At 42.2% G+C, this 24082-nt stretch carries 21 protein-coding genes, 1 pseudogene and 1 riboswitch; of the genes and pseudogenes, 5 read left to right on the forward strand and 17 right to left on the reverse strand.

The genetic code is table 11. The annotated features are described in order from the left end of the window. Positions 1-5: 5 nt before the first annotated feature. The 7 genes and pseudogenes from ACQ86K_RS13890 to ACQ86K_RS13920 all read right to left on the reverse strand — a co-directional run bounded on the left by ACQ86K_RS13890 (position 6) and on the right by ACQ86K_RS13920 (position 7833). Positions 6-1124 (reverse strand): tetratricopeptide repeat protein, encoded by a 1119-nt coding sequence (locus ACQ86K_RS13890; protein ID WP_091164626.1) that lies wholly within the window; start codon positions 1122-1124, stop codon positions 6-8. A 5-nt stretch (positions 1125-1129) separates the two neighbouring features. Further along, positions 1130-3722 (reverse strand): annotated as a pseudogene (gene gyrA, locus ACQ86K_RS13895) (DNA gyrase subunit A). 161 nt (positions 3723-3883) lie between these two features. Beyond that, a complete protein-coding gene (locus tag ACQ86K_RS13900) occupies positions 3884-4282 on the reverse strand; it encodes a hypothetical protein (RefSeq protein WP_091164618.1) in 399 nt (132 codons plus the stop codon). A 23-nt stretch (positions 4283-4305) separates the two neighbouring features. Further along, positions 4306-5220 carry an oxygen-dependent coproporphyrinogen oxidase gene (gene hemF, locus ACQ86K_RS13905; RefSeq protein ID WP_091164615.1) on the reverse strand — a complete coding sequence of 305 codons (915 nt, stop codon included), beginning with the start codon at positions 5218-5220 and terminating at the stop codon, positions 4306-4308. A 282-nt stretch (positions 5221-5502) separates the two neighbouring features. Next, positions 5503-6735: an MFS transporter gene (locus tag ACQ86K_RS13910; protein WP_091164614.1), complete on the reverse strand. Its 1233-nt coding sequence runs from the start codon at positions 6733-6735 to the stop codon at positions 5503-5505. A 126-nt stretch (positions 6736-6861) separates the two neighbouring features. Continuing rightward, the gene (locus ACQ86K_RS13915) at positions 6862-7059 is read right to left on the reverse strand and encodes a cold-shock protein (protein ID WP_090525558.1); all 198 of its coding nucleotides are present in this window, start codon (positions 7057-7059) and stop codon (positions 6862-6864) included. Positions 7060-7197: 138 nt separating this feature from the next. After that, positions 7198-7833, reverse strand: coding sequence for a peroxiredoxin (locus ACQ86K_RS13920; RefSeq protein WP_091164988.1), 636 nt, complete (start codon positions 7831-7833; stop codon positions 7198-7200). A 145-nt stretch (positions 7834-7978) separates the two neighbouring features. Between ACQ86K_RS13920 and ACQ86K_RS13925 the strand changes: the two genes are divergently transcribed. Continuing rightward, positions 7979-9763: a glycoside hydrolase family 15 protein gene (locus ACQ86K_RS13925; RefSeq protein WP_091164610.1), complete on the forward strand. Its 1785-nt coding sequence runs from the start codon at positions 7979-7981 to the stop codon at positions 9761-9763. Between the two features lie 100 nt (positions 9764-9863). On the opposite strand, the gene ACQ86K_RS13930 is transcribed toward ACQ86K_RS13925, so the two are convergent. From ACQ86K_RS13930 to ACQ86K_RS13975, 10 genes are all read right to left on the reverse strand, one after another. Beyond that, entirely contained in the window at positions 9864-10079 is a 216-nt protein-coding gene (locus ACQ86K_RS13930) for a hypothetical protein (protein WP_091164606.1), read from the reverse strand. A 183-nt stretch (positions 10080-10262) separates the two neighbouring features. Then, positions 10263-11111, reverse strand: coding sequence for an N-acyl homoserine lactonase family protein (locus tag ACQ86K_RS13935; RefSeq protein ID WP_091164603.1), 849 nt, complete (start codon positions 11109-11111; stop codon positions 10263-10265). Positions 11112-11198: 87 nt separating this feature from the next. Continuing rightward, a complete protein-coding gene (gene otsB / locus ACQ86K_RS13940; RefSeq protein ID WP_431200571.1) occupies positions 11199-12695 on the reverse strand; it encodes a trehalose-phosphatase in 1497 nt (498 codons plus the stop codon). Then, positions 12640-13407, reverse strand: a complete 768-nt coding sequence (locus tag ACQ86K_RS13945; RefSeq protein WP_431200572.1) for a trehalose-6-phosphate synthase — start codon at positions 13405-13407, stop codon at positions 12640-12642. Before ACQ86K_RS13945 ends, otsB begins: the two co-directional genes overlap by 56 nt. A 150-nt stretch (positions 13408-13557) precedes the next feature. Next, positions 13558-14034: a hypothetical protein gene (locus ACQ86K_RS13950; RefSeq protein WP_091164597.1), complete on the reverse strand. Its 477-nt coding sequence runs from the start codon at positions 14032-14034 to the stop codon at positions 13558-13560. A 225-nt stretch (positions 14035-14259) separates the two neighbouring features. After that, on the reverse strand, positions 14260-15072 hold the full coding sequence (locus tag ACQ86K_RS13955; RefSeq protein WP_091164595.1) for an SDR family oxidoreductase: 813 nt from the start codon (positions 15070-15072) through the stop codon (positions 14260-14262). Positions 15073-15221: 149 nt separating this feature from the next. After that, positions 15222-15965, reverse strand: coding sequence for a menaquinone biosynthetic enzyme MqnA/MqnD family protein (locus ACQ86K_RS13960; RefSeq protein WP_091164984.1), 744 nt, complete (start codon positions 15963-15965; stop codon positions 15222-15224). Positions 15966-15978: 13 nt separating this feature from the next. Further along, positions 15979-16605, reverse strand: coding sequence for a histidine phosphatase family protein (locus ACQ86K_RS13965; RefSeq protein WP_091164592.1), 627 nt, complete (start codon positions 16603-16605; stop codon positions 15979-15981). 111 nt (positions 16606-16716) lie between these two features. After that, positions 16717-17910, reverse strand: coding sequence for an aminofutalosine synthase MqnE (gene mqnE, locus ACQ86K_RS13970; protein WP_091164589.1), 1194 nt, complete (start codon positions 17908-17910; stop codon positions 16717-16719). Between the two features lie 93 nt (positions 17911-18003). After that, positions 18004-18522, reverse strand: coding sequence for a hypothetical protein (locus ACQ86K_RS13975; protein WP_091164585.1), 519 nt, complete (start codon positions 18520-18522; stop codon positions 18004-18006). A gap of 96 nt (positions 18523-18618) precedes the next feature. Between ACQ86K_RS13975 and ACQ86K_RS13980 the strand changes: the two genes are divergently transcribed. The 4 genes from ACQ86K_RS13980 (at position 18619) to ACQ86K_RS13995 (ending at position 24018) form a co-directional block, all read left to right on the forward strand. Continuing rightward, the gene (locus ACQ86K_RS13980; protein WP_091164582.1) at positions 18619-19734 is read left to right on the forward strand and encodes a trans-sulfuration enzyme family protein; all 1116 of its coding nucleotides are present in this window, start codon (positions 18619-18621) and stop codon (positions 19732-19734) included. 226 nt (positions 19735-19960) lie between these two features. Beyond that, a riboswitch (SAM riboswitch) is annotated at positions 19961-20071 on the forward strand. Positions 20072-20317: 246 nt separating this feature from the next. Further along, positions 20318-21637 (forward strand): O-acetylhomoserine aminocarboxypropyltransferase/cysteine synthase family protein, encoded by a 1320-nt coding sequence (locus ACQ86K_RS13985; RefSeq protein ID WP_091164579.1) that lies wholly within the window; start codon positions 20318-20320, stop codon positions 21635-21637. 90 nt (positions 21638-21727) lie between these two features. After that, a complete protein-coding gene (locus ACQ86K_RS13990) occupies positions 21728-22783 on the forward strand; it encodes a homoserine O-acetyltransferase family protein (RefSeq protein ID WP_091164575.1) in 1056 nt (351 codons plus the stop codon). Beyond that, positions 22783-24018, forward strand: a complete 1236-nt coding sequence (locus ACQ86K_RS13995; RefSeq protein WP_091164571.1) for a homoserine dehydrogenase — start codon at positions 22783-22785, stop codon at positions 24016-24018. Before ACQ86K_RS13990 ends, ACQ86K_RS13995 begins: the two co-directional genes overlap by 1 nt. Positions 24019-24082: the final 64 nt, after the last annotated feature.

Raw genomic sequence — 24082 nt, forward strand, 5'->3', positions numbered from 1 at the left:
GATTATTATTGATTGGTTAACTGTTTTAGTTTATTGTTTATTTTGTCTAACTGATCCTGGTTATTGGTTTTTGCGTATGCCAACTGCAAAGCCTGCAGGCTGTTTACATTATTCGGTGATATTTCATTGGCCTTTTCAAGCCATTGAATAGCCCGCCCCAGGTCCTGGATGCTCCTCTCCCCTTTCGAAGTTGTGCTTTGCTTTAAATATAATAACCCCAAGTTAAATACCGGATCAAAATATGTTCCGCTTAGTTCAATGGCGTGTAAGTAAAGAGATTCTGCCTGATCAAATTTATCTAAATGATCGTAGCAATTAGCAGCAACAAATGCAATATCGGCGTTATTTGCATTAATATCAAGCAGAGGGCCAATTAGGGGCTCTAAGGCTTTGTAATTTTTTTTGTTGTTATAGATATTGGCTTCATCAAGTAATAAAAATCTGTCATTAGGTAAGATTTTCCTCCCTTTTTGAAGAATCTGTAAGGCCTTGGCCGTATCCCCCAATGATTTATAGATATTTGATGCTGTTTCAATATATTCAGTACGTGCACTGTCAACCCTTAGCATATTGCTATAATACACAGCGGCATCCTGCAAATTACCGGCTTTATTGTTTGCGAAAGCGATATAGGTATTGATCTGATTCATCGCCGGCGCATACTTTTTCGCGTTTTCAAACGAAGTTTTAGCATTGGTGAAATCTGAATTATTTACCGCATCAAACCCCTTCCGGATATAAACGTTTGCCAGGCAGCGCCTGGTATAATCAAGTTCTGACTGGTATTTGAAAATTTTGTTCATACCCGATAGCCGATCAACCAGTTTGGTTGTTTTGTCAAGCATATCTGCGGGCATCCCGAGTTTGTTTAACGAATCGATATACAGGATGCTTGAATTTACAATAGCCCGATAAAGGTTTTTTTCAATATCAGCCGTGTCCGACTTGGTAATGATCAAACTATCTGCAGATTTTTTGGCCGCGGCCAAATATTTCAGGTCGTTTTTCTGTTTATAAAAAGCCAGGTTATTTACTACAACTTTCAGAGCCTCTTTTTGTGCGAAGGCAAAAGTTGTAGTAAAGCTTGTAATTAAAACCGATAAAATGATCTTGCGGTAGTGCATATTTATTATTCTGTTTTATCGTCAGTCGATGGTTCTGCACCATTTTCAGCTGTATCACCGTCGCCTGTATTTTCGGCTGTGGTATCAGAGCCTTCTGCATTTTCATCACCTTCTTTTACTTCCTCGTCCTCATCATGCTCAATTTTGGCTACTGAAGCTATCTCATCATTGTTTTTAAGCGTTATCAGCCTTACTCCCTGTGTGGCGCGGCCCATCACTCTTAATTCGCTTACAGCTATGCGGATAATAATACCTGACTTGTTAATGATCATCAGGTCTTCCTTATCTGTAACACCTTTTATGGCAACAAGGTTTCCGGTTTTTTCAGTAATATTTAATGTTTTTACACCTTTACCACCACGGTTTGTAACACGATAGTCTTCAATGTCGGTACGTTTACCGTATCCCTTTTCTGATACCACCAATACTGTTGTTTCCGAGTCATCAATTGCAATCATGCCAACTACCTCATCGTTCTCGTCATCAAGCGTAATACCACGAACACCGGTAGCTGTACGTCCCATAGGCCTTACTGTCGACTCGTTGAAACGGATAGCACGGCCAGATTTAAGTGCCATCACAATTTCGCTGCTGCCACTTGTTAAACTTGCCTCAAGTAATGAATCGCCTTCGTTAATGTTGATGGCATTGATACCGTTTGAACGTGGACGTGAATAAGCCTCGAGTGAGGTTTTCTTGATGGTACCCTTCTTGGTACACATAATGATGAAGTTATTTTCAAGGTAGTTCTGATCTTTAAGCGAAATCAGTTTAATGTAGGCCTTGATATTCTCTTCTTTCGGAATATTGATAATATTCTGGATAGCGCGGCCTTTTGAGGTACGTGTGCCTTCCGGTATTTCAAACACCCGGAGCCAGAAACATTGTCCCGATTCGGTAAAGAAGAGCATATAGTTGTGGTTTGAGGCAATAAGCAGGTGCTCAATGAAATCCTCATCACGGCTGTTGCTGCCAATAGCGCCTTTACCTCCCCTGCTTTGCCTGCGGTATTCAGTCAGCGGGGTGCGTTTGATATAGCCTTCGCGCGAGATGGTTATTACTACATCCTCATCTTCGATAAAGTCTTCAGTTTGCATTTCTGCAGATGAATGAACCATCTCGGTACGGCGCTCATCGCCATATTTTTCCTTAACTTCCAATAACTCATCCTTAATGATCTGCATCCTTAAACCTTCGTCGCTCAGGATGTTTTTTAAGTGTTCAATGAGTTTCATTAAAGCAGCATATTCATCTTTGATCTTGTCACGCTCAAGTCCTGTTAACCTCCTTAAGGTCATGTCAAGGATAGCACGTGCCTGGATATCAGTTAAACCAAAGCTGCTCATCAAGCCTTCCCTTGCTTCATCAGGAGTTTGTGAAGCGCGGATCAGACGGATAACTTCATCAAGGTGATCTAAAGCGATCAATAAGCCTTCAAGGATGTGCGCGCGTTTTTCAGCCTCATTAAGCTCAAATTTGGTGCGGCGTACCACAACCTCATGACGGTGCTCAACAAAGTGATGGATCAGGTCTTTTAGGTTAAGCAGCATTGGCCGGCCATTAACCAGCGCGATGTTGTTTACACTAAACGATGTTTGGAGGGCCGTATATTTAAACAGGTTGTTTAATACAATAGCTGCATTGGCGTCACGTTTGATCTCATAAACGATGCGGATCCCTTCACGGCTAGATTCGTCACGAATAGCCGAAATACCTTCCAGTTTCTTTTCGTTAACCAGTTCGGCAGTACGCTCAATCATCAAAGCTTTATTTACCTGGTAAGGTATTTCGCTAACAATGATGCGTTCACGTTCGCCATTATAGGTTTCAATCTCCGCACGTGCGCGGATCACAACCCTGCCGCGGCCTGTTTCAAGCGCTTCGCGAGGGCCGTCGTACCCGTAAATAATACCGCCTGTAGGGAAATCTGGGCCTTTTACATATTTCATTAACTCGGCAACCTCGATCTGGCGGTTATCAATTAAAGCCATAGTTGCATCGATAACTTCCGATAGGTTGTGCGGCGCCATATTGGTAGCCATACCTACGGCAATACCCGAAGCGCCGTTAACCAGCAGATTGGGAAATTTGGATGGCAGTACGGTTGGTTCCTGTAGCGAGTCGTCAAAGTTTAATTGGAAATCAATGGTGTCTTTGTTGATATCAGCAAGCATCTCTTCCGCAAGCTTTTGTAAGCGTGCTTCTGTATAACGCATTGCCGCAGGTCTCGTCACCGTCAACCGAACCGTAGTTACCCTGGCCTTCAACCAGTAAGTAGCGTAAGCTCCACTCCTGAGCCATACGTACCATAGTGTCGTACACCGATTTATCACCGTGCGGGTGATACTTACCCATCACCTCACCCACAATACGGGCAGACTTTTTATAGGGTTTGTTATTGGTTAAACCCAGGTCAAGCATACCGTAAAGTACGCGCCTGTGTACCGGTTTCAGTCCATCGCGGACATCGGGCAGCGCCCTGGAAACAATCACCGACATTGAATAATCAATGTACGCCGATCGCATTTCCTCATCAATATTTATCGAAATTATCCTGTCTTCTGCGTGTGAATTATCGTTTTCTGTTCCTTCAGCCATTTTTAATTATTTGTAGAACCTTCTCTTATAATTGCGTGTTAAAATTGATTTTTCAACGACCTGCGAAGTTAAAAAAATACTTGGGATTGCGCCAACTTAGTAACAATAAACCGGGGGAACATATTGCCCCGGGTTAACAATTTTGTTACTTTAATACAGGTTTATTTTACCTTTACCCAGTAATCTTCAACCTTGTTGCCATTAGGTAAAACCGAAAGCAGTTTAAGTGTATCGTTACTGATTATGTAGTTGTATTTTATGGTTTTATTAAGCAGTTTTGACTCCTGCATACAATAGGTTTGGGTTTCAAAGCAGGTGTCAGCTTTTAACTGGTAATCGCCTTTTTCATATACCTGGGTGTTCTCCCCTTCTTCTATAACCCTCGCTTTGTAATGCTCGTTGTCGTAATCCCGTTGTAGTTTATAAGCTGTTGGGGCTGCATCAAGTTTGCCGTTAATTATACCGCCGCGATACTCCCATACACCTCTCAGTGGACTGTCATCAAAACGGAAAGCACATAACAGTAAAATACCGATTACCGGCACAATAGATCTTTTCATTGGTGATGTTATTAGCTAAAAGCCTATACCCAGTTAATGCCTTTTTTTAATAAAGATAGTGTTTTTTCCTCTTCGCTGCCAGTTACCGGATGATAGTCATAAACCCATTTGGCCGTAGGCGGCAGGCTCATTAATATTGATTCAATCCGGCCATTGGTTTCCAGCCCGAATTTGGTGCCGGCATCATAAACCAGGTTAAATTCTGCATAACGGCTGCGGCGCTGGTATTGGAAAAGCTGTTGCGCTTCGGTAAATGATTTATCGCGATTTCGGTTAACCAACTCAGTATATAAGGGTGCAAAAGAGCGGCCAACAGATTTTGAAAACTCAAAGATATCTTCCCAACTTAACTCATCATTAGCGGTAAGCCTGTCGTAAAATATGCCGCCTATTCCACGGGTTTCATTACGGTGTTTGATGAAAAAGTAATCATCAGCCCATTTTTTAAAACGGGGATAAAAATCGGCATAATATTGATCACACGCAGCTTTTAGTCCGCCATGGAAAAAACGGGCATCATCTTCGATGACGTAGTGAGGGGTTAAATCAATACCTCCGCCAAACCAGCGAACCGGTTTCTGGCTGTCGCCCATGGTTGATGGCATTTCAAAGTACCGGATATTCATGTGGATAATAGGTACCAGCGGGTGATTGGGGTGGATCACGATTGATACACCGGTAGCAAAAAAATCATCCTGCTCAACCTGCAGGGCCCGTTTCATGGTATCGGGCAAATGACCGTGAACCGCCGAAAAGTTAACCCCGCCCTTTTCAAGGATGTTGCCGTTCTGGATAACCCGGGTACGGCCCCCGCCCCCGCCTTCGCGCTCCCAAATCTCCTCCTCAAATTTTGCGGCGCCATCTAATTGCTCAAGTGCGGTGCAGATTTCATCCTGTATTTGTTTATAATCTTCGGCTATTTGTTCTTTGCTGATCATAGGCTGTAAAAGTAATGAATTTTGGGAATTGCAGCGGAACGCCTTTTTTCAATGCGGGCACTCATAGCTACCCGAATTTACAGCCAATAATGGAAAGTGTTCAACTTTTTTAGGTGTAAACGCCCGGTAAAAAGTAAACAACTTATAATCAACAGTTTATATGTTCATTATTTTACTGCTGAAAACATAAATAACTGATAGTCAATACTTGTGTTTTTAGCTTCAGGCTAAACGGAACATTTTTGAACACCCGTTTTTTAAAAATTGAACACCTGGCCGATTTTAGCTTATCTCTACGTAATTCAAATCCTTGCCGAAGGTTTCCTTTAACTGGCTTAAGGATAACAGGGCTACAGCAGTAAGTATCCCCATCATGATATATCCCGATTTGATATACCCATACTTTGCATTGAAAGCATTAAATGCTATAGTTATCGGGATCAGTGAGCCGCGCACAAAGTTGGGTACAGTAGTGGTAACTGTTGAACGGATGTTGGTGCCGAATTGCTCGGACGCAATGGTAACAAACGTTGCCCAATAACCTACTGTACAACCCATAAAAAAGCTTAATACAGCAAATTTTTCTGGAGTAATGTCGTAGCTGCTTAAATAAAAGTGTACACTAATTAATGATATAACCAGAAATACAGCCATCGTTAGTTTGCGCGATTTGGTAACCTGAGCCAATAAGCCGGCCACAATATCACCAATGGCGATGCCAATGTAGCTGTAAAAAATGCCGTCGCCCGGTTTGATCAGGGTTTTAGCCCCTAAAGCAGCACCAAACTTATCCGAAAAACTGATCAATACACCCACTACGTACCAGAGCGGCGCGCCTATCAGGATGCAAAACAGGTATTTTTTTAAACGTTCCCAGTTGGTAAACAACATGAGCATGTTGCCTTTGGATACATCGCTGTTCTCAACATTCTTAAACATGCCCGATTCAAAAGTACCAACACGAAGAAGCAATAATAAAATCCCTAAGCCGCCGCCTACAAAGTAAGCATTACGCCAGCCAAATTTAGCTACGGCATAAGCAGCGGTAGCGCCAAACAAGCCAATAACAGCTACCATCATAGTTCCGTAACCCCGGTTTTCCTTGCTTAATGTTTCGCTAACCAGGGTAATACCGGCACCAAGTTCTCCTGCAAGCCCCAAACCTGCGATAAACCTTACTATGGCATAAGTATTTACATCATGAACAAGGCCATTGGCAAAATTGGCTATCGAGTAAAGTAATATCGAACCAAAAAGCACCTTAATACGGCCCATTTTATCACCGACAATGCCCCATATGATACCGCCAAGCAACAGCCCAAACATCTGGATGCTAATAATGAACTGACCTTTATCAGTTATTTCCTGTGCATTTAAGCCGATATCTTTAAGGCTGGGGATGCGTACTATAGAAAAAACCAAAAGATCATATATATCAACAAAATAGCCCAGGGAAGCAACAAGTACTAAGAAAACAGCGTTCCTTGTGGCTTTGGCGTTGGTAACATCGGTCATAGCGTGTAAAAATTGGTTGGCTAATGTAGGTGATTTATGAAGATAAAAACAAAAAAATCGGCACAAAAAAACCCCTGTCATAACAGAGGTTTTGTAAGTAAGTTTTGCTCAATAATTTTATATATTTTATGCTTTTTTAACGTTTACTGCCTGTAATCCTTTTCTTCCTTCTTCCACATCGTACGTGACGCTGTCATTATCCTTAATTGCATTTACACCGCCTTGCACGTCTTTAAAGTGTACAAAAAGATCCTTACCTTCTTCGGTAATAATAAAGCCGTAGCCTTTTTGTGTGTTAAACCATTTTACTTTTCCAGTTTTCATAATTATAATAATCGTAATAAAAAATTCGTGTTAAGATCAACTAAAACCAAACTGAAAACAAATAGGCTTATTGGTTCAGAAGGAATAGATACCCTGCTTCCCTCAAATATATAAAATTATTAAATAAACCAAATAAAATTATTTATTTGGTTGTGGTGTCAGGCGCAAATAGGGCTTAACCAGGGTAAAACCCTTTGGAAATTTGGCAGAGATATCTTCAGTTTTAATTGCCGGCACTACCACCACGTCCTCCCCTTCTTTCCAGTCGGCAGGCGTTGCCACACTATAATTGGCGGTTAACTGCAATGAGTCAATAACCCTTAAAATTTCCTGGAAATTACGGCCGGTTGATGCGGGGTAAGTGATAATAAGCTTAACAGTTTTATCAGGGCCAATAATAAACAATGAACGCACTGTGGCATTTACTGAGGCATTGGGGTGGATCATGTCATAAGCTTCAGAAATTTTGCGGTCTTCATCGGCAATGATCGGAAAGTTAACTTCAACACCCTGTGTTTCGTTAATGTCCTGGATCCAGCCGTGGTGCGATTCAACCGAGTCAACACTAAGCGCCAATACTTTAACATTGCGTTTAGTGAACTCATCTTTTAACGCGGCAGTTTTGCCAAGTTCAGTGGTACATACAGGTGTATAATCGCCAGGGTGCGAGAATAGCACGCCCCAGCTATCCCCTAAATATTCGTAAAAGTCAATTTCGCCTTCTGATGTTTTTGCTTTGAAGTTTGGCGCTTTATCGCCCAGTCTTAAACTCATGATGATAGATTTTTGATGGTAATTTAATACGACTAAGTTACTATACATTCATAAACAAATGCAAACAAACTTTAAATAATCGCATTATTTACGCCAACATTACAAAGGCTGTGTTGTTGAAGTTTGAAATTAATAACAGCTATCTATGAGTAAACACACCTATGATACCGGTATAATTGGCAATTGCGCCTTTTTAGCCCATATTAATAAAAACACCAATGTCGACTGGCTGTGCTGGCCCCGGTTCGACAGTACCTTTATTTTTGGCGGCCTGCTTGATAAAGATAAGGGCGGCGAATTCTCGATCCGTCCGGAAGGGGAATACACTACCAATCAACATTACCTGGAAAATACCAATATTTTAATTACTGAAATATGCCCTGCAAGCGGCGGTAAATATCGCATAACCGATTTTGCACCAAGGTTTTACCAGCATCAGCGTTATTATAAACCATTAATGCTGATCAGGAAAATTGAGGTTATTGAGGGCTCACCGCGCATCATTGTAAAGTGCGCCCCAGTATCTGTATATGGTGCTGTTAAGTTGAGTGTAAACCGTGGTAGCAATCATATCCAATATCTGGGCGGCGAAGAAAACATCCGCCTTACCACCAATATCCCCATAAGTTATGTTTTTGATGGACAGGCTTTTGTACTCAATGAAGCCAAGTACCTGGCCATGACCTACGGCGAACCGCTTGAAGCGCCGCTCGTCAGCACAGCTGATCGGTTTTTGGCCGAAACCGTGCAATACTGGCGTACATGGATCAAACACTCGTCAATTGCTACTTATTTTCAGCCCTTTGTAATCCGCTCTGCTTTGGCCCTTAAAATACACCAGTATGAGGATACCGGTGCCATTATCGCCGCAAGCACCACAAGCCTGCCCGAATCGCCGGGAAGCGGCCGTAACTGGGATTATCGTTATTGCTGGCTGCGCGATACTTATTACGTAATAACCGCGCTAAACCACATTGGCCATTTTGAGGAGATGGAGAAGTATTTTGGCTATGTTACTGATATCACCTTTTCGGAAATGGAACGTTATCAGCCGCTTTATGGCATTACCGGTAAAAAAGACCTTGTAGAGCATATTTTAACTGATTTAGCAGGCTATATGGGCAACCAGCCGGTACGCATTGGTAACCAGGCATCTGAGCACATTCAGAATGACATCTACGGCCAGGTATTGATCTCCCTGCTCCCATTATACACCGATCACCGCTTTGTTTTTTCGGAACGAAAAGACTCCGTACACTGGGTGGAGTTTTTGTTAAGCAAAATAGAACATACTATCGACGAAAAAGATGCAGGGATCTGGGAGTTCAGGAATATGGCCAACATCCATTGTTACAGTAACCTGTTTCAATGGGCAGGTGCATCTGCTGCCGAAAAAATGGCGCGTACCATCCAAAACCAGGAATTGATAGATAAGGCCATTTCTCTTAAAGAACGTGCAGCCGCGCATATCGAGAGCTGCTATGATCCTGCGCGCAAGGTTTACACCAACTCGGCCGGGAGCAGTAACCTTGACGCCAGCACTTTGCAATTGATTATGATGAACTATCTTGACCCAAATTCGCAGAAAGCGAAGGATCATTTAGTTGCATTAGAAAAAGAGCTAAAGACTCCTAATGGATTATTTTACAGGTATTTATATACCGACGATTTTGGTAAGCCTAAAACTACTTTCCTGATCTGTGCATTTTGGTATGTAGAAGCGCTGGCTGCTGTTGGCCGTTTGGATGATGCCCAGCGCGAGTTTGGCAACCTGCTGCAATACTCCAATCACCTGTTGCTCTTTAGCGAGGATGTCGACGAGCGCGACGGAAGCCAGTGGGGTAATTTCCCCCAGGCATATAGCCATGTGGGTTTGATGAATGCAGCGTACCGGATTGCCATGAAATTGGACAGGCCGATATTTTTGTAGGATTAATCTTCTCTTGCATAAATTGGCAGCAGGTAAGACTTACGAAGTTTTTAGAAACTTCGTAAGTCTGGATTAACCAATTCGCTGTTCACCTAAATAATTACCTGATCTCCACCACCCCATCTACAACTTTTGGGAAAATCTCAAGCTGCTTGCCATCATGCCCGGGAATGATAAATTTAACATCGCTGGCAAGCGTTTTCATCCGTTTCATTGCCTTGACATAGCCCACCGGATCAAGCGTACCACCTTGCGAAGGTGGCACTAAATGCTCAAGGCTATAATAGATCCAGATATTATCAGATGCTAATACCACCCTGTTTTTCCCTTCTTATGCCGTTGTTGGTGTTGTCACCAACAACTTCTTCATCCACTCGCTTTTATAACCACTATTTACAATACAGCAAAAAAATTTGAGCATAAAATTGTTGGTGACAACACCAACAACGGCGAAAACTTCGTAAGTCTGGATTAAGTAATTCGCTATTCACCTAAATAATTACCTGATCTCCACTACCCCATCCGCAACTTTTGGAAAGAACTCTAACTGCCTGCCATCATGCCCCGGGATTATAAATTTAACATCACTGGCGAGCGTTTTCATTCGTTTCATTGCCTTTACATAGCCCTGGGGATCAAGCGTACCACCTTGCGAAGGTGGCACTAAATGCTCAAGGCTATAATAGATCCAGATATTATCAGATGCTAATACTACCCTGTTTTTCCCGGTTTGCACCAGTACATATTGCGAATTGCAGGTATGCTTTGAACCTGTATAAACTTTTATACCTTTAATGATCTCTTTATTGTCGCCGTCTATCAGTTTGAGCCTGCCTGCCAAATTTAAATTAACGGTATTGATAACATCGCGCTTAGCATAACCACCTGCCTCTCCTGCTTTTTGCCATGCTGCGCCTGCAAAAAACTCATAATCCAGCTTTTGCATCCAAACCTTAGCTTTCGGGAAAAGGCTTAAACCATCTATATGATCCCAGTGAGGGTGGCTTAAAATAATATCGGTTATATCCTGGGGCTTTACACCAAGCTTTAAAAGCGCCGAGTCAGGGCGTTGATAGGTTTTAAGTTTAAATTCTTTGGCATCTTCAATATCGCGCAAAAAGCCGGCATCAACCAAAATGTTTTTGCCGTTGCTACCTTTGATAAGCCATACCATAAAATCAATTTTAACGGGCTCATTTTTGGGGCCGTTCAATGCCCAATCGCTCACTTTAAATGGATATCCCGATTCGGCGAACTTTACCGCATAAATTTTGTAAACCGGGGTTTGCGCATAAATAATATGGCAACTAAGCATTAATGCAAAAACAAGCAGGCTGATTTTTTTCATAAAAGGTCACATTATCGCGAACCGAATATAAAAAATGCCCGCAGCTAAACCGCAGACATAATAAATTTTAAATTAAACTATTCAACCCTACTTGTCTGCCGGTTCCTCAACCGGCGTATACTTAGCAAAACTGGTCAGCAATTTCCTAACCTCCGATGGGTTTCGCAGGTAAAACTTAGCTGCCGAAAGATTACTGCCAACTTTAATGGTAATAGCACTTTCGGGCAGTGCTTTAAAGATATCTTCGTCGGTATAATCATCGCCGAAAGCTATAATGAAATCATAATCACGGCCTTCGGTAAGTGTTAAAGCGGCTTTACCCTTATTTATATCCATATTCTTCACTTCCAGCACCTTGTCCCCTGCCAGTAACTGTAACCCTTTATCGCTTGCAAGATATTTAAGATTATTCATCAACTCATTAGCCCTTAGTTCGCCAAGCCCTGCCTGGGCTTTACGGTAATGCCAAACTAATGAGTATGTTTTCTCTTCAATGAACGAGCCTGGTGTACGGTCAACATAGGTTTCCAATATCGGATAAATATCATGCTTCCATTGATCGGTTAGCCCGCTTATTTTATGCCATAAAGTGCCGGGTTGCTTAAACCATGAACCATGTTCGGCAATAAGATAGATGTCGTTTTCCTTAAACCATCCATCAAGGTTTTCATGTTTTCGCCCGCTTATCAAAACCAATTGATTTGCAGGATCTTCTGCGAGTTTATTGATAATATTGTATAACTCCTTATCGGGAGAGGCCTGATCGATATTTGATTTAAAATTCACCAGCGTGCCGTCATAATCCAAAAAGATAATCCGCTTTTTAGTTTTCACATAACGGTTAATAATGCTTTGTTCGGTAGTGTTACTTACGTGTCTGGCCTGCATGGAGCGCTGCATGAGTTTTACTTCTTTCAGCCTGTCCATAAAAATTTTAACCCAATGCGATGTATTGAACTTTGCTACAAGCTGCCTCATCGGGATCATGCGCCGGCGCTGTTCTTCAAGCGGCATATTGATAGCCTGTAAAATGGCCCGGCAAACTTCCCCGGTATTATTGGGGTTAACAATTATAGCGTCTATAAGTTCTTTAGATGATCCTGCCATTTCACTCATAATCAACACACCATCATTATTTATCCGACTGGCGACATACTCTTTACTTACCAGGTTCATGCCGTCGCGCATGGGTGTAACCAAACAAACATCGGCCGAATAATAAAGTGCCGACAAGGTTTCAATGGGGAATGAGCGATAGTAATAGTGCACCGGGCTCCAGTCCATAGTGCGATACAACGCATTGATCTTCCCTACTTTTTTATCTATTTCATCCCGAAGATGAGCGTATTGCGGTACCGTATCCCGGGATGGAACTACAATCATGTAAAGCGTAATGTGCTCAATACACTCCGGGCATTGTTCAAGCAGCAGCTGAAAAGCTTCCAGCCTTTGCAGAATCCCCTTGCTGTAATCAAGCCTGTCTATAGAAAGGATGAGCTTTTTGTTCTGGAAATTCTCTCTAATAAGCTCAATCTGCTGTTTTACATCCTCCTGCAGCGGTAACGACGAGATACCTTTTTTCATCGATACCCATTGGGAACGACTCGATAACAACCGAGCGCTCGCCATTGCTGATGATATTGGCACTGGATGTTACCGGCAGCAGACGTGTAGCCGCACCTAAAAAGTGGCGCACATCATCAAATGTATGTAAACCGATCAGATCGGCGCCAAGCATTCCATCCAGCAGTTCCGAACGCCACGGGATCAACCTGAACATTTCATTTGAAGGGAAAGGAATGTGCAGGAAAAAGCCGATGGAAACATCCGGCAGTTCCTGCCTAACCAAAGCGGGTAACAATAGCAACTGGTAATCGTGGATCCAGATCACGTCGCCGGGCCCGGCAATGCTCAGGATCATATCCCTGAACTTTTTGTTTACCGCTTTATAGTAATCCCAGTTTGATTGTTTGTATGCTGCATACGTTGATGCATAGTAATGAAAAACGGGCCATAAAACCTCGTTGCTGAAACCTTCGTAGTATTGGTTGATCTCTTCCTGATCTAAAAAAACAGGGATAAGGCTTAACTCTTTTAGTTCTTTTGTAACCTGGTCTTTATCTTCCTGCTCCGCAATTTCTATTCCGGGCCAGCCTATCCATACGTTATCGCCCTGTTTATATATTGAACCTAAACCGGTAGCTAATCCTCCCTCGCTTGGTGATGAATGGTATGCACCATCAGTTTTGGAAATTTTAACAGGCAAACGGTTTGATACAATTATTGTTTTCGACATATGAAGTAAATATTAATTAATATTTAAAAGACGAAAACACCCTTTTTGTTTTATGAAAAGACGCTTTATGACATAAAAGTGTGATTTATAATCATAAAAAAAGCCGTCCCGATATTCGGGACGGCTTTCCATTGTTATAATTTTTCGGAGTTATTTTACTTGTTGGAAAAACTCGATGTTAGCTTGTTGAGTAATCCTTACCAAAACTTCGTGTTTGTCGTTTTTCAAGTCAACAAAATATGAAGTTGGCTCGATGGCGTCATTGATTGAAGTGTTAGCCTGGTAAACGATAACTTCGCCTACTTCGTAACCTTTGTAATCGCTGTTGATTTGTTGAAGGGCTTTTGCAGGGATAGCTTTGTTGTCAACACGTTGAGTTGTACCTAAAAATTCACCTTGCAGGTTGTAGAAAGCAGTTTTTTGAACGCCATCAACAGTGAAAGTAGCTTTTTGAACGTTTTTGGTTACAGTCCAGTTAACGTTGGTAGCTTCAGCGAAGTCAGCAGTAAAGCCGTGTAATGCTACGTAAGAAACGTTGGTACCACCATCTGATTTTTTGCCACCATCAGCGAAAGCGTTAACGGTAAATAAGGCTGCAGTTGCTATTGTTAAAAATATCTTTTTCATGTTCGTTTAAATTTTAAATCCTGCAACAAAAATACGCTACACTTGTCAATATTTAAAATTTTCTTGAACTTTTATGAATATTTAATAATTATAGCCTTTTATAGTCATAAAATTTAAATTTTATCAATAACCTTAGTGTATATTTTACAATATCTAAAAGAAAAAACGCCAATTAATGGCGTTTTTTCTTTGCTAAACCGATTTATGTTGTCATGAAAATGTCATTTAGCCATTATCTGCAAAGCCCGGGTACAAAGTCATGCCCCCATCTGCAAAAATTGTGACCCCGGTAATGTAATCCGAATCATCTGAAGCCAGCCAAACTGCCAGTTTTCCGATGTCAGCCGGCTGGCCTATCCGGTTGTAAGGGATGAGCGTCAATAATTTATCCAGCGCTTCCGAGGTTTCCCAGGCTTCCTTATTAATAGGTGTTTGTATAGCACCCGGCCCTATCCCATTCACCCTGATCTTATGCGGAGCGAGTTCCTGTGCTATGCTTTTCATAAACATCATAATACCTCCTTTGCTGGCCGCATAGTTTACATGGCCCGCCCAGGGAATTACTTCGTGCACGCTGCTCATACAGATAATTTTGCCCGCAGCTTTGCTTCCGCCTTCAACAACACCGCGTTTTATAAACTCTTTAGCAGCCTCCCTGGCACAAAGAAACTGACCGGTTAAGTTAATGCTGATCACTTTATTCCAATCGTCGAGCGTCATATCAACAAATCTGGCATCTTTTTGCAAACCGGCATTGTTTACCAAAATGTCAATAGTGCCATATTGCTTAAATATTTCGGCAAACATGGTTTTTACTTCGTCCTCATGGCTTACATCGGCCTGAAATGCAAATGCCTCGCCGCCTGAGGCCTTGATTTGGCTTATAACATCATCAGCGGCTGCTTTATTATGGGCATAATTAATCAGTAATTTGGCTCCGGCAGCGGCCATAGCTAATGCGACACCTTTGCCAATGCCGCTATCGGCGCCGGTTACGAGGGCAGCTTGTCCTTTTAATAGTTGGGGAGTATTGCTCATAGATAAACGTTTTTGTGTTTAAGATAAGCAATGGAATTGAGAAGGGAATTGTTTTTGCCAGAACCGGGATTTATGTGATTATTGGATTACATAACCAAACAATTCTGATCCTGTAATCCTAAAAATCCACCCAAATCCAGGTTCAGAGATTACAACGCCTTTATATAATCATGAAACAGGTACAGGGCCTTCTTTTTATCCGCTGTTAAATCATAATCTATTTTAACCATCAGGTAGTCGACCAGGTCAAAGTCATCACGCATGGGTAGTTGTTTAAACAGATCTTCGCGATGATCAAGACCGTATTTTAGTGACTCATTAAACTCGTCCATAAAATCCTGAGGGATAGGTTTATTAGCTATCCAGGCTGCAAAGGTGAATGGCAGGCCGGTCATTTTTTGCCATTCTTCGGACAGGTCGTAAACATATTTGTATTGCTGCTTTTTACCGAAGGTACGGTCGCCTATTTGTACAAAGGCAGTTTTCTCATCTACAGATTGAGCATAATCCGGCGCATTACTTAACTGTTTGGGGTTTACCAACCAGTGGTTTTTCAGCAGCACGCGGGCAAGATTATTTGAGGAGCGCGACTGCGGATCGAGTTGAATAGTAGTTACGTCCTTAATATCACTATTGCTGAAAATAAAAACGGAGTTTACCGCGCCTACGGCACCAATGCAGTAATCAGAAACAATTTCCCATTGCGGCAAACTCAGTGCTGCAGCAACCGGGATCAGACCGATATCAACCACGTCGTCGATAAGCTTTTGGGCACAATCTGACGGGATATCAAGGCTCAGGTCGATTTTATTAATAATGTCGGTATGTTGAATGCCGTATAAAAAGGGTTTGGTATTAGTGTAGCTTACTGCTGATATTCTAATCTTGTTCACAAATTCGCTATTTCTATTCTTCGGAATGTTTGAGATGTTCGGCATTGTTAAAGTCGATAATTTCGAACCTTTCGCCATTGTAGGTTACCTTATATAATACCAGGTTTTGGTGCGGAAAGTTATCCATTTCGGATAAGGGTTTACCGGTAAGGATACAAAGCAAAAGGCGCAAAGCACGGCCATGCATACATATAAGCACCGTTTTTTCTTCGGGGTGGCTCATAATCACCTCCATGGCCTCACGCTGACGCACCTCAACCTCAAGCGGACTTTCGCCCCCTTCAAATTTACTGTCGAGCTTGCCATCCAGCCAATCACGCATAATCTGCAGGAAAGCGGCCTTATTATCGATAGTTGGCGACTGGCCTTCGTGAATGCCCCAGGCCAGCTCATCCAGTCCCGAAAGCTTTTCATAAGGTATCCCGAGGTCGATAAAAGGCTGAATGCTTTGTTGGGTACGTTTTAACGCCGATATGTAAATTTTATTAAACGGAACGGTTTTATAAGCCTCAAAAAACTGACAGGCCTGTTTACGACCTTCGTCATTTAAATCGGTATCCACACCGCGGCCCTGTATAATACCAAGTTTGTTATACTCAGTTTGGCCGTGGCGTACTATATATAAAGTTTTTTGTACCATTTTCTTGAGCCCAAAGCTGAAAGCCGAAGGCTTAAAGCTTTTTGCTTTTATCTATGCTAAATTTATTGCTTTGCTTTAAGCTTTCGGCTTTTGGCTTTCAGCTTAAAAAGCTTAATTAATTACCGGTAATTTGTAATACTGCGGTTTCGGTTCGTCGCCGAACACAAAGTTGGTATAATCCGTTACTACGTTATATAATGTGTCACGTTCAATAGGCTGGCGGCCCACATGTTTAATTAATTCTACTACTTGTTTGGTGCTCATGCCGGGATGCTGCTCTTCGGCGCCGGCCATTGAGTAGATTTTGGTGGTATCATCTAATGTTCCATCAATATCATCTACGCCAAAATTAAGCGAAAGTTGCGCGGTAGTACGGCTGATCATAGCCCAGTAAGCTTTAATATGATCAAAGTTATCCAGGTAGATGCGGGCTACGGCGTAGTTTCGCAAGTCTTCAATCACTGAAACCTCGGGCACGTGCGACATCTGGTTATCCTTATTACGGAACTTAAGCGGAATGAATGTCTGGAAACCGCCTGTTTTGTCCTGCAACTGGCGTAAACGCTCCATGTGGTCGACACGGTGTTTATATGCTTCAATATGCCCGTAAAGCATGGTAGCGTTTGAACGGCCGCCAAGCTTGTGCCATTCTTCATGAATAGCCAACCACTGATCGGCAGTACATTTATCTTTCGAGATCTGGTCCCTTATTTCGGGATCAAAAATTTCAGCGCCACCGCCGGGGATTGAATCCAGGCCTGCTTCCTGCATCAGGCGCATGCCTGTGGCGTAATCAATTTTGGCTTTTTTAAAGATGTAGTGATATTCAACCGGGGTTAATGCCTTAATATGCAATTCCGGGCGATGCGCGCGGATGCGGGCGAAAAGTTCCTGGTAAAAAGGCACATCATATTGCGGCAGCACACCACCTACAATGTGAACCTCGGTAACCGGTTCGCCATCATATTTGGTAACCATGTTGAACATTTCATCCATGGTGTACTCCCACCCTTCCGCCTTTTGTTTCAGCAGTCGCGAGTATGAACAAAATTTGCAGTCGTAAACGCAAAGGTTGGTGGGCTCAATATGAAAATTACGGTTGAAATAAGTTTTATCGCCGTGGCGTTCCTCGCGGATGTAATTAGCCAAAGTGCCAAGATAGCCAAGTTCGCCCTGCTCATAAAGCAAAACGCCTTCATCAAAAGTGATGCGTTGTTTGTCAAGAACTTTTTGAGCAATATGCTTTAAATCAGCAGATAAATTCGGATCGTTAAGTAAAAACTGTAAATTATCTGAATTATGCATCAATTAAAAATTTGGTCAAAGGTACTAAAAAGCACAAAAGTAATATGCGTTATGACACATATCGGCCAAATTTCACGGTAAATTACATTAAAGTTACAGAGCCTTGATCTCGCTTATGGAGATGCCTATCGCGCAATCATCCTGGCAACCATTAGGTACATAACTGGCTCCTGATATCATGCCATTATTATTGGTTTCAAAATAAATGGTATTCTTTTTCTTATCTGCAGATAGCCATTCGTTCTTTGCTTTCTGGTAAACTTGGTCGAGGGTTATTGATGCAGCACCTGAACTGTGCTGTTTTAACGAAGTTTTATCCTCATGCCATTGTTCCCTGATAGTTTTAACAGGGGGTATATTTGCAGTTTTATATTCCAAAACATACGATAAAAAATCCCTCGCTGTAACAACCCCATTTTGAACAGTAATCTCCGTTTCAGAACCATAACCGAAAACTGAACCGGCGTTAACAGTATAAGTGTATGAATTTTTGCTTTCGGCCTTAAAGTTTTGCCATGCTTTATAGCTTTTGTCATAAGCGGTATCATTAGCATCTTTTTTACAGGCAGATAGCCCAATAATAACAAACAGGAAGATAAGGCACTTTTTCATGCGGTTTGGCTTTTAAACCTATTCGGCAAAAAATATAAAAACGCTACAGCTAATAACAAATATTCTTGTTTATTTTGGGCGATAACACATTATGCCATGAAAATTGAAACTATAGCCATACACGCCGGTAACCATGTTGATGAAGCAACAAGGGCCGTTATACAACCCATTATTATGTCAACCACGTTTGAGCGCGGTGAGGATGGCGGTTTTCCGGCAGGTTATATTTACAGTCGCTCATCGAACCCCAATCGTCACGCATTGGAGCATGTGCTGGCCAAGTTAGAGGGAGGTGTTGAAGCAGCTTCCTTTTCATCAGGTAATGCGGCCGGGATGTCGGTATTTCAATCATTGGAGCCTGGCACGCACATTATCGCTCCTGATGATATGTATCATGGCTTACGTAATCAGCTTAAAACCCTTTTTGCCGGCATCCTTACCTTCGATTTTATTGATGTAAACGATACCGGGGTTTTACAACAGCACATCAAGCCCGAAACAGGTTTGATCTGGATAGAAACACCATCGAACCCCCTGCTTAAAATAACCGATATTAAAAGGGTGGTTGCTATTGCCAAAGCAAAAGGCATTAAAGTTTTGTGCGATAATACATTTGCCACCCCTATGTGCCAGCGACCAATTGAGCTGGGCGCGGATATGGTTATGCACTCAGCCACTAAATATTTTGGCGGACACAGCGACCTGATGGGCGGCGTTTTGATTACTGCAGAGAACAACGATTGGTGGATAAAAATTCGCCAGGTGCAGGAAATGGGCGGCGCTATCCCCTCGCCTATGGATTGTTATTACCTGGTACGCAGCATCAAAACCCTGCCATATCGCGTAAAGGGCCATGTACAAAACGCTCAATTACTTGCCGAATATCTTGAACAGCACCCTCATGTTGAACAGGTAATGTATCCCGGTTTACCATCGCATCCACAGCATGATATAGCTAAAGATCAGATGCTGGCTTTTGGCGGTATGTTATCCTTTACTATTAAAGGCGATGAGAATGACACGCATAACATTATTAATAAGCTTAAATTGTTCATCAAAGCTACCAGCCTTGGTGGTGTTGAAAGCCTAATAGAACACCGCGCTACTGTTGAAGGGCCGGATACCAAAACACCACGAAACCTGCTAAGGGTTTCCGTTGGATTGGAGCATATCGATGATTTAATAGCTGATATGGAGCAGGCCCTTGCTTAGGCCTTTTAAGGTAAATAAGGTAAAAGGATAAAGGTTAAAGGCGAAAGGTAGCTGCATTTGTCTAAGCTTAAAATTGTTCTCGAATGAACCTTTTGCCTTTGGCCTTTTACGTTTAACCTTAAAAAGAAATAAAATTTGGTATATTACCTCACAATCCCTTATATTCGCAACATTATTTGGTAGTGATACCAACGTCGATCAATCCTCCGCACATAGTTCGGGTGTTGATTTATAAAGAAGCGGCGAGAGATCAGGCTCAATGACCCGCTGGCAACCCTTCAATGTTGAAGAAGGTGCCAATTCCTGTCCCGGCAAATAACACCGGGGAATATAAATTTATAACCATGAAAAGTTTAATTAAATTTACGCAACGCAACACTTTTTACACCGCAAACGGTAACATACAACGTATTAGCTCCCCTATTGGCTGTATTTGTATGTGTTGCTGCTGTTGATGCTTAGCAAGCTCCTGTTTTTCATTCTCTGAAAAAAGCGTGTTTTTAAACCGGTTGTTTTTAAACCGGCTTTCCAAATTCATCTAAACATTCAAAATCTAAATTAAACACATTAAAAAATTACAACTATGTCTGCCTTAAAATTCGAAACCTTACAATTGCATGCCGGCCAGGAAGTTGATCCAACAACAGGTTCACGCGCTGTGCCCATTTATCAAACTACTTCATACGTATTCAACAGCGCCGAACATGGCGCAAATTTATTTGCATTAAAGGAGTTTGGTAATATCTATACCCGCATTATGAACCCTACTACCGATGTGTTTGAAAAACGCATCGCGGCGTTAGAGGGCGGTGTAGCTGCGCTGGCAACAGCCTCTGGCCAGGCATCCCAATTCCTTGCCCTTAATAATATTTTACAGGTTGGCGATAACTTTGTTACTTCACCTTTCCTATATGGCGGTACTTACAATCAGTTTAAAGTAGCTTTCAAACGCCTGGGTATCGAAGTACGCTTTGCCAAAGATGATACTGCGGCCAGTATCGAGGCGCTTATTGATGATAAAACAAAGGCCATTTTCCTGGAAACCATTGGTAACCCGGGCTTTACCATTGCCGATTTTGAAAAGGTGAGCGAAGTTGCCAAAAGACATGACCTGCCATTAATTGTTGATAATACTTTCGGTGCCGGTGGTTACCTCTTCCGCCCTATTGAACATGGCGCTGATGTGGTTGTTGAGTCAACAACCAAATGGATTGGCGGACATGGTACCAGTATTGGCGGCGTCATTATTGATGCAGGCAATTACAATTGGGGTAACGGTAAGTTTCCGCAATTCACTGAACCATCTGAGGGGTACCACGGGTTGATATTTAACGATGTATTTGGCATTGGAGGCCCGTTTGGCAATATCCAGTTTATTATCCGCGCCCGTGTTGAGGGATTAAGGGATTTCGGCCCGTCGCAAGCTCCGTTCAATTCATGGTTGAATATCCAGGGACTTGAAACACTTTCTCTGCGTGTGCAACGTCACGTTGATAATGCCCTGCAACTGGCCAAATGGCTGGAGCAGCACCCACAGGTGGCAAGTGTAAATTACCCGGGACTGGAATCATCGCCATATCATGAGCTGGCTAAAAAATATTTAAAGAATGGTTTCGGTGGCGTATTGTCATTCGAGATTAAGGGGAGTAAAGAGCAGGCTAGCAGATTGATCAACAACCTGAAACTGGTTAGTCATTTAGCCAATGTGGGCGATGCAAAAACGCTCATCATACAACCATCAGCAACAACACATCAGCAATTATCTGATGAAGAGCAATTATCGGCCGGTGTTACGCCAGCTTCATTGCGAGTGGCTGTTGGTATTGAGCATATTGACGATATCAAAGCTGATTTTGAGCAGGCTTTTGCAAAAATCAAGCAAGGTGAGGGTGAGTTAGTTTAATAATGTATAGTTTTTTTAAGTGATATAGTAAACGTTATTGCAGGTTGCAGCCGGAAATACCGGTTGCACCTGAAATAACAAAACAACAGAATGAACGCAGAGATATTTAAATACACTAATACTTTTGAATTTGAATCGGGCCGTACAATTGAAGGTTTAGAAATAGGTTTTCACACTTATGGCCGGTTAAATAAGGAGAAAAATAATGTTGTTTGGGTTTGCCATGCGCTTACTGCCAACAGCGATGTATTTGACTGGTGGAAAGGGCTTATTGGCGAGGGTTATTTTTTTAACCCGGAAGAGCATTTTATAGTTTGCGCCAATATTTTGGGTTCTCCTTACGGCACTACAAGTCCGTTGAGCATTAACCCGGTTACCGGCCAGCCATATTATCTTTCATATCCCCAGTTTACTACAAGGGATATGGTTAAAGCGCACCAGTTGCTTGCCCAGCATTTAAACATCAATAATATCAGTGTATTAATTGGAGGTTCGTTAGGTGGCCAACAGGCTATGGAATGGGCTATTATTGAGCCAGAGCGGATCAAAAATCTGATCCTGATAGCTACCAACGCCAAGCACTCGCCATGGGGCATCGCCTTTAACGAGTCGCAGCGTTTAGCTATCACAACCGACCGCACCTTTTACAGCAATACGCCCGAAGGCGGTCAGAAAGGCTTAAAAGCTGCGCGCAGTATCGCGCTTTTAAGTTATCGTACTTATAAAACTTACGGCATTACCCAACAGGAAGAAGCCGACGATGTGCAGGACAATTTCCGTTCTTCATCGTACCAAAATTACCAGGGGCAAAAGCTGGTGAACCGCTTTAACGCCTATAGTTATTGGTACCTGACCAAAGTGATGGACTCACACAATGTGGGCCGGGGCCGTCACGGTGTAGATAAAGCGTTAAGTCTCATCAAGGCAAAAACATTAGTTATTGGCATCTCGTCGGATGTTTTGTTCCCTGTTGAAGAACAGCAATACCTGTTCAGGCATATCCCAAAAGCTGCCTTTTCCGAGCTGGATTCGTTTTATGGGCACGATGGGTTTTTAATTGAAACAGAAGCATTAACAAAAATATTCACATCATTTTTTAAAACCGATGTGAAAGGAAAAATTATAGAACTGCAACGTACAGCGTAATGAGTAAAAAGTTAAATATCGGCCTCTTCGGATTTGGAGTTGTTGGCCAGGGGTTATATGATATCATCAAAACAAAGCATTTAAATATCGAGATAGTAAAATTTGCTATTAAAGACCCTAATAAAAAACGTTCTTTACCGGCACATTTATTTACTACCGACAAAGAAGAACTGCTTAATAACCCGGAGATCAATACCATTGTTGAACTGATCAATGATACCGAAGCTGCTTTTGAAATTGTTTCAAGGGCTTTAAAATCTGGAAAAAACGTAGTATCTGCCAGTAAAAAAATGATCGCCCTGCATCTGGACGAACTAATCGAAATCCAGCATCAATACGGCACATCATTATTATATGAAGGCGCTGTTTGCGGTAGTATCCCTATTATCCGCAATTTGGAAGAGTATTATGATAATGAACTACTGCATTCCATCAGCGGTATTTTCAATGGTTCATCAAACTATATCCTTTCAAAAGGCTTTATTGAAGGGCTCGATTATGATAGCGCATTGAAACAAGCCCAGGACCTGGGTTTTGCCGAAACCGACCCAACCAGTGATGTTGGTGGTTTTGACGCCAAATACAAGCTGGTTATTGCCGCAGCGCATGCTTATGGTGTAGTTGTACAGCCCGATGAGGTATTTAACCTGGGTATTCAGAACCTTGCAGCTGCCGATTTGCAATATGCCCGCGAAAAGAACCTCAAAATTAAACTGGTGCCGGTAGCCAAAGAACTTGACGACCGCAACGTTGCCCTGTTTGTATTACCTAAGTTTGTAAACGACAAAGAGTTTTTATACAACGTTGAGTATGAATATAACGGCGTAACCGTACAAGCCGCCTTTGCCGATCAGCAATTCTTTTTCGGAAAAGGCGCGGGCGGTCACCCTACCGGTTCGGCTGTACTGTCGGATATTGCCGCGTTGCGCTATAACTACCAGTATGAATACAAAAAAGCTAAAGAAAAAACAGACCTTAATTTTACCAATAACATTGAATTAACCATTTACCTGCGTTATGATGACGAGGAACTGGTTGAAGCGCTGAATTTTGAGCACATCAATGAGCGCTACTATTCAGGTAGTTATAAATTTGTGATAGGAAAAATCAATTTGCAAAATCTGATCGCTAATCAACATCGTATATTTGAGAGTAAGGCTTTCGTAGCCTTTGCCGATCAGCTTACGGGGGTCAGCTTAGCATCGGTAACTAAACAAACAGCTGAAGTTTTTTAATAGATTCTCGGTTGTTAATAAAAAAGGCTTCTCAAATTGGGAAGCCTTTTTACATTTAATTATT

This window comes from Mucilaginibacter sp. P19, from assembly GCF_050632265.1.
Lineage (GTDB): Bacteria > Bacteroidota > Bacteroidia > Sphingobacteriales > Sphingobacteriaceae > Mucilaginibacter > Mucilaginibacter gossypii.

What these genes read in the sequence shown, in the direction of transcription:
- ACQ86K_RS13890 (WP_091164626.1), bottom strand. Translation starts at nt 1,124, where the DNA reads ATGCACTACCGCAAGATCATTTTATCGGTTTTAATTACAAGCTTTACT.
- ACQ86K_RS13900 (WP_091164618.1), bottom strand. Translation starts at nt 4,282, where the DNA reads ATGAAAAGATCTATTGTGCCGGTAATCGGTATTTTACTGTTATGTGCT.
- hemF (WP_091164615.1), bottom strand. Translation starts at nt 5,220, where the DNA reads ATGATCAGCAAAGAACAAATAGCCGAAGATTATAAACAAATACAGGAT.
- ACQ86K_RS13910 (WP_091164614.1), bottom strand. Translation starts at nt 6,735, where the DNA reads ATGACCGATGTTACCAACGCCAAAGCCACAAGGAACGCTGTTTTCTTA.
- ACQ86K_RS13915 (WP_090525558.1), bottom strand. Translation starts at nt 7,059, where the DNA reads ATGAAAACTGGAAAAGTAAAATGGTTTAACACACAAAAAGGCTACGGC.
- ACQ86K_RS13920 (WP_091164988.1), bottom strand. Translation starts at nt 7,833, where the DNA reads ATGAGTTTAAGACTGGGCGATAAAGCGCCAAACTTCAAAGCAAAAACA.
- ACQ86K_RS13925 (WP_091164610.1), top strand. Translation starts at nt 7,979, where the DNA reads ATGAGTAAACACACCTATGATACCGGTATAATTGGCAATTGCGCCTTT.
- ACQ86K_RS13935 (WP_091164603.1), bottom strand. Translation starts at nt 11,111, where the DNA reads ATGAAAAAAATCAGCCTGCTTGTTTTTGCATTAATGCTTAGTTGCCAT.
- otsB (WP_431200571.1), bottom strand. Translation starts at nt 12,695, where the DNA reads ATGAAAAAAGGTATCTCGTCGTTACCGCTGCAGGAGGATGTAAAACAG.
- ACQ86K_RS13945 (WP_431200572.1), bottom strand. Translation starts at nt 13,407, where the DNA reads ATGTCGAAAACAATAATTGTATCAAACCGTTTGCCTGTTAAAATTTCC.
- ACQ86K_RS13950 (WP_091164597.1), bottom strand. Translation starts at nt 14,034, where the DNA reads ATGAAAAAGATATTTTTAACAATAGCAACTGCAGCCTTATTTACCGTT.
- ACQ86K_RS13955 (WP_091164595.1), bottom strand. Translation starts at nt 15,072, where the DNA reads ATGAGCAATACTCCCCAACTATTAAAAGGACAAGCTGCCCTCGTAACC.
- ACQ86K_RS13965 (WP_091164592.1), bottom strand. Translation starts at nt 16,605, where the DNA reads ATGGTACAAAAAACTTTATATATAGTACGCCACGGCCAAACTGAGTAT.
- mqnE (WP_091164589.1), bottom strand. Translation starts at nt 17,910, where the DNA reads ATGCATAATTCAGATAATTTACAGTTTTTACTTAACGATCCGAATTTA.
- ACQ86K_RS13975 (WP_091164585.1), bottom strand. Translation starts at nt 18,522, where the DNA reads ATGAAAAAGTGCCTTATCTTCCTGTTTGTTATTATTGGGCTATCTGCC.
- ACQ86K_RS13980 (WP_091164582.1), top strand. Translation starts at nt 18,619, where the DNA reads ATGAAAATTGAAACTATAGCCATACACGCCGGTAACCATGTTGATGAA.
- ACQ86K_RS13985 (WP_091164579.1), top strand. Translation starts at nt 20,318, where the DNA reads ATGTCTGCCTTAAAATTCGAAACCTTACAATTGCATGCCGGCCAGGAA.
- ACQ86K_RS13990 (WP_091164575.1), top strand. Translation starts at nt 21,728, where the DNA reads ATGAACGCAGAGATATTTAAATACACTAATACTTTTGAATTTGAATCG.
- ACQ86K_RS13995 (WP_091164571.1), top strand. Translation starts at nt 22,783, where the DNA reads ATGAGTAAAAAGTTAAATATCGGCCTCTTCGGATTTGGAGTTGTTGGC.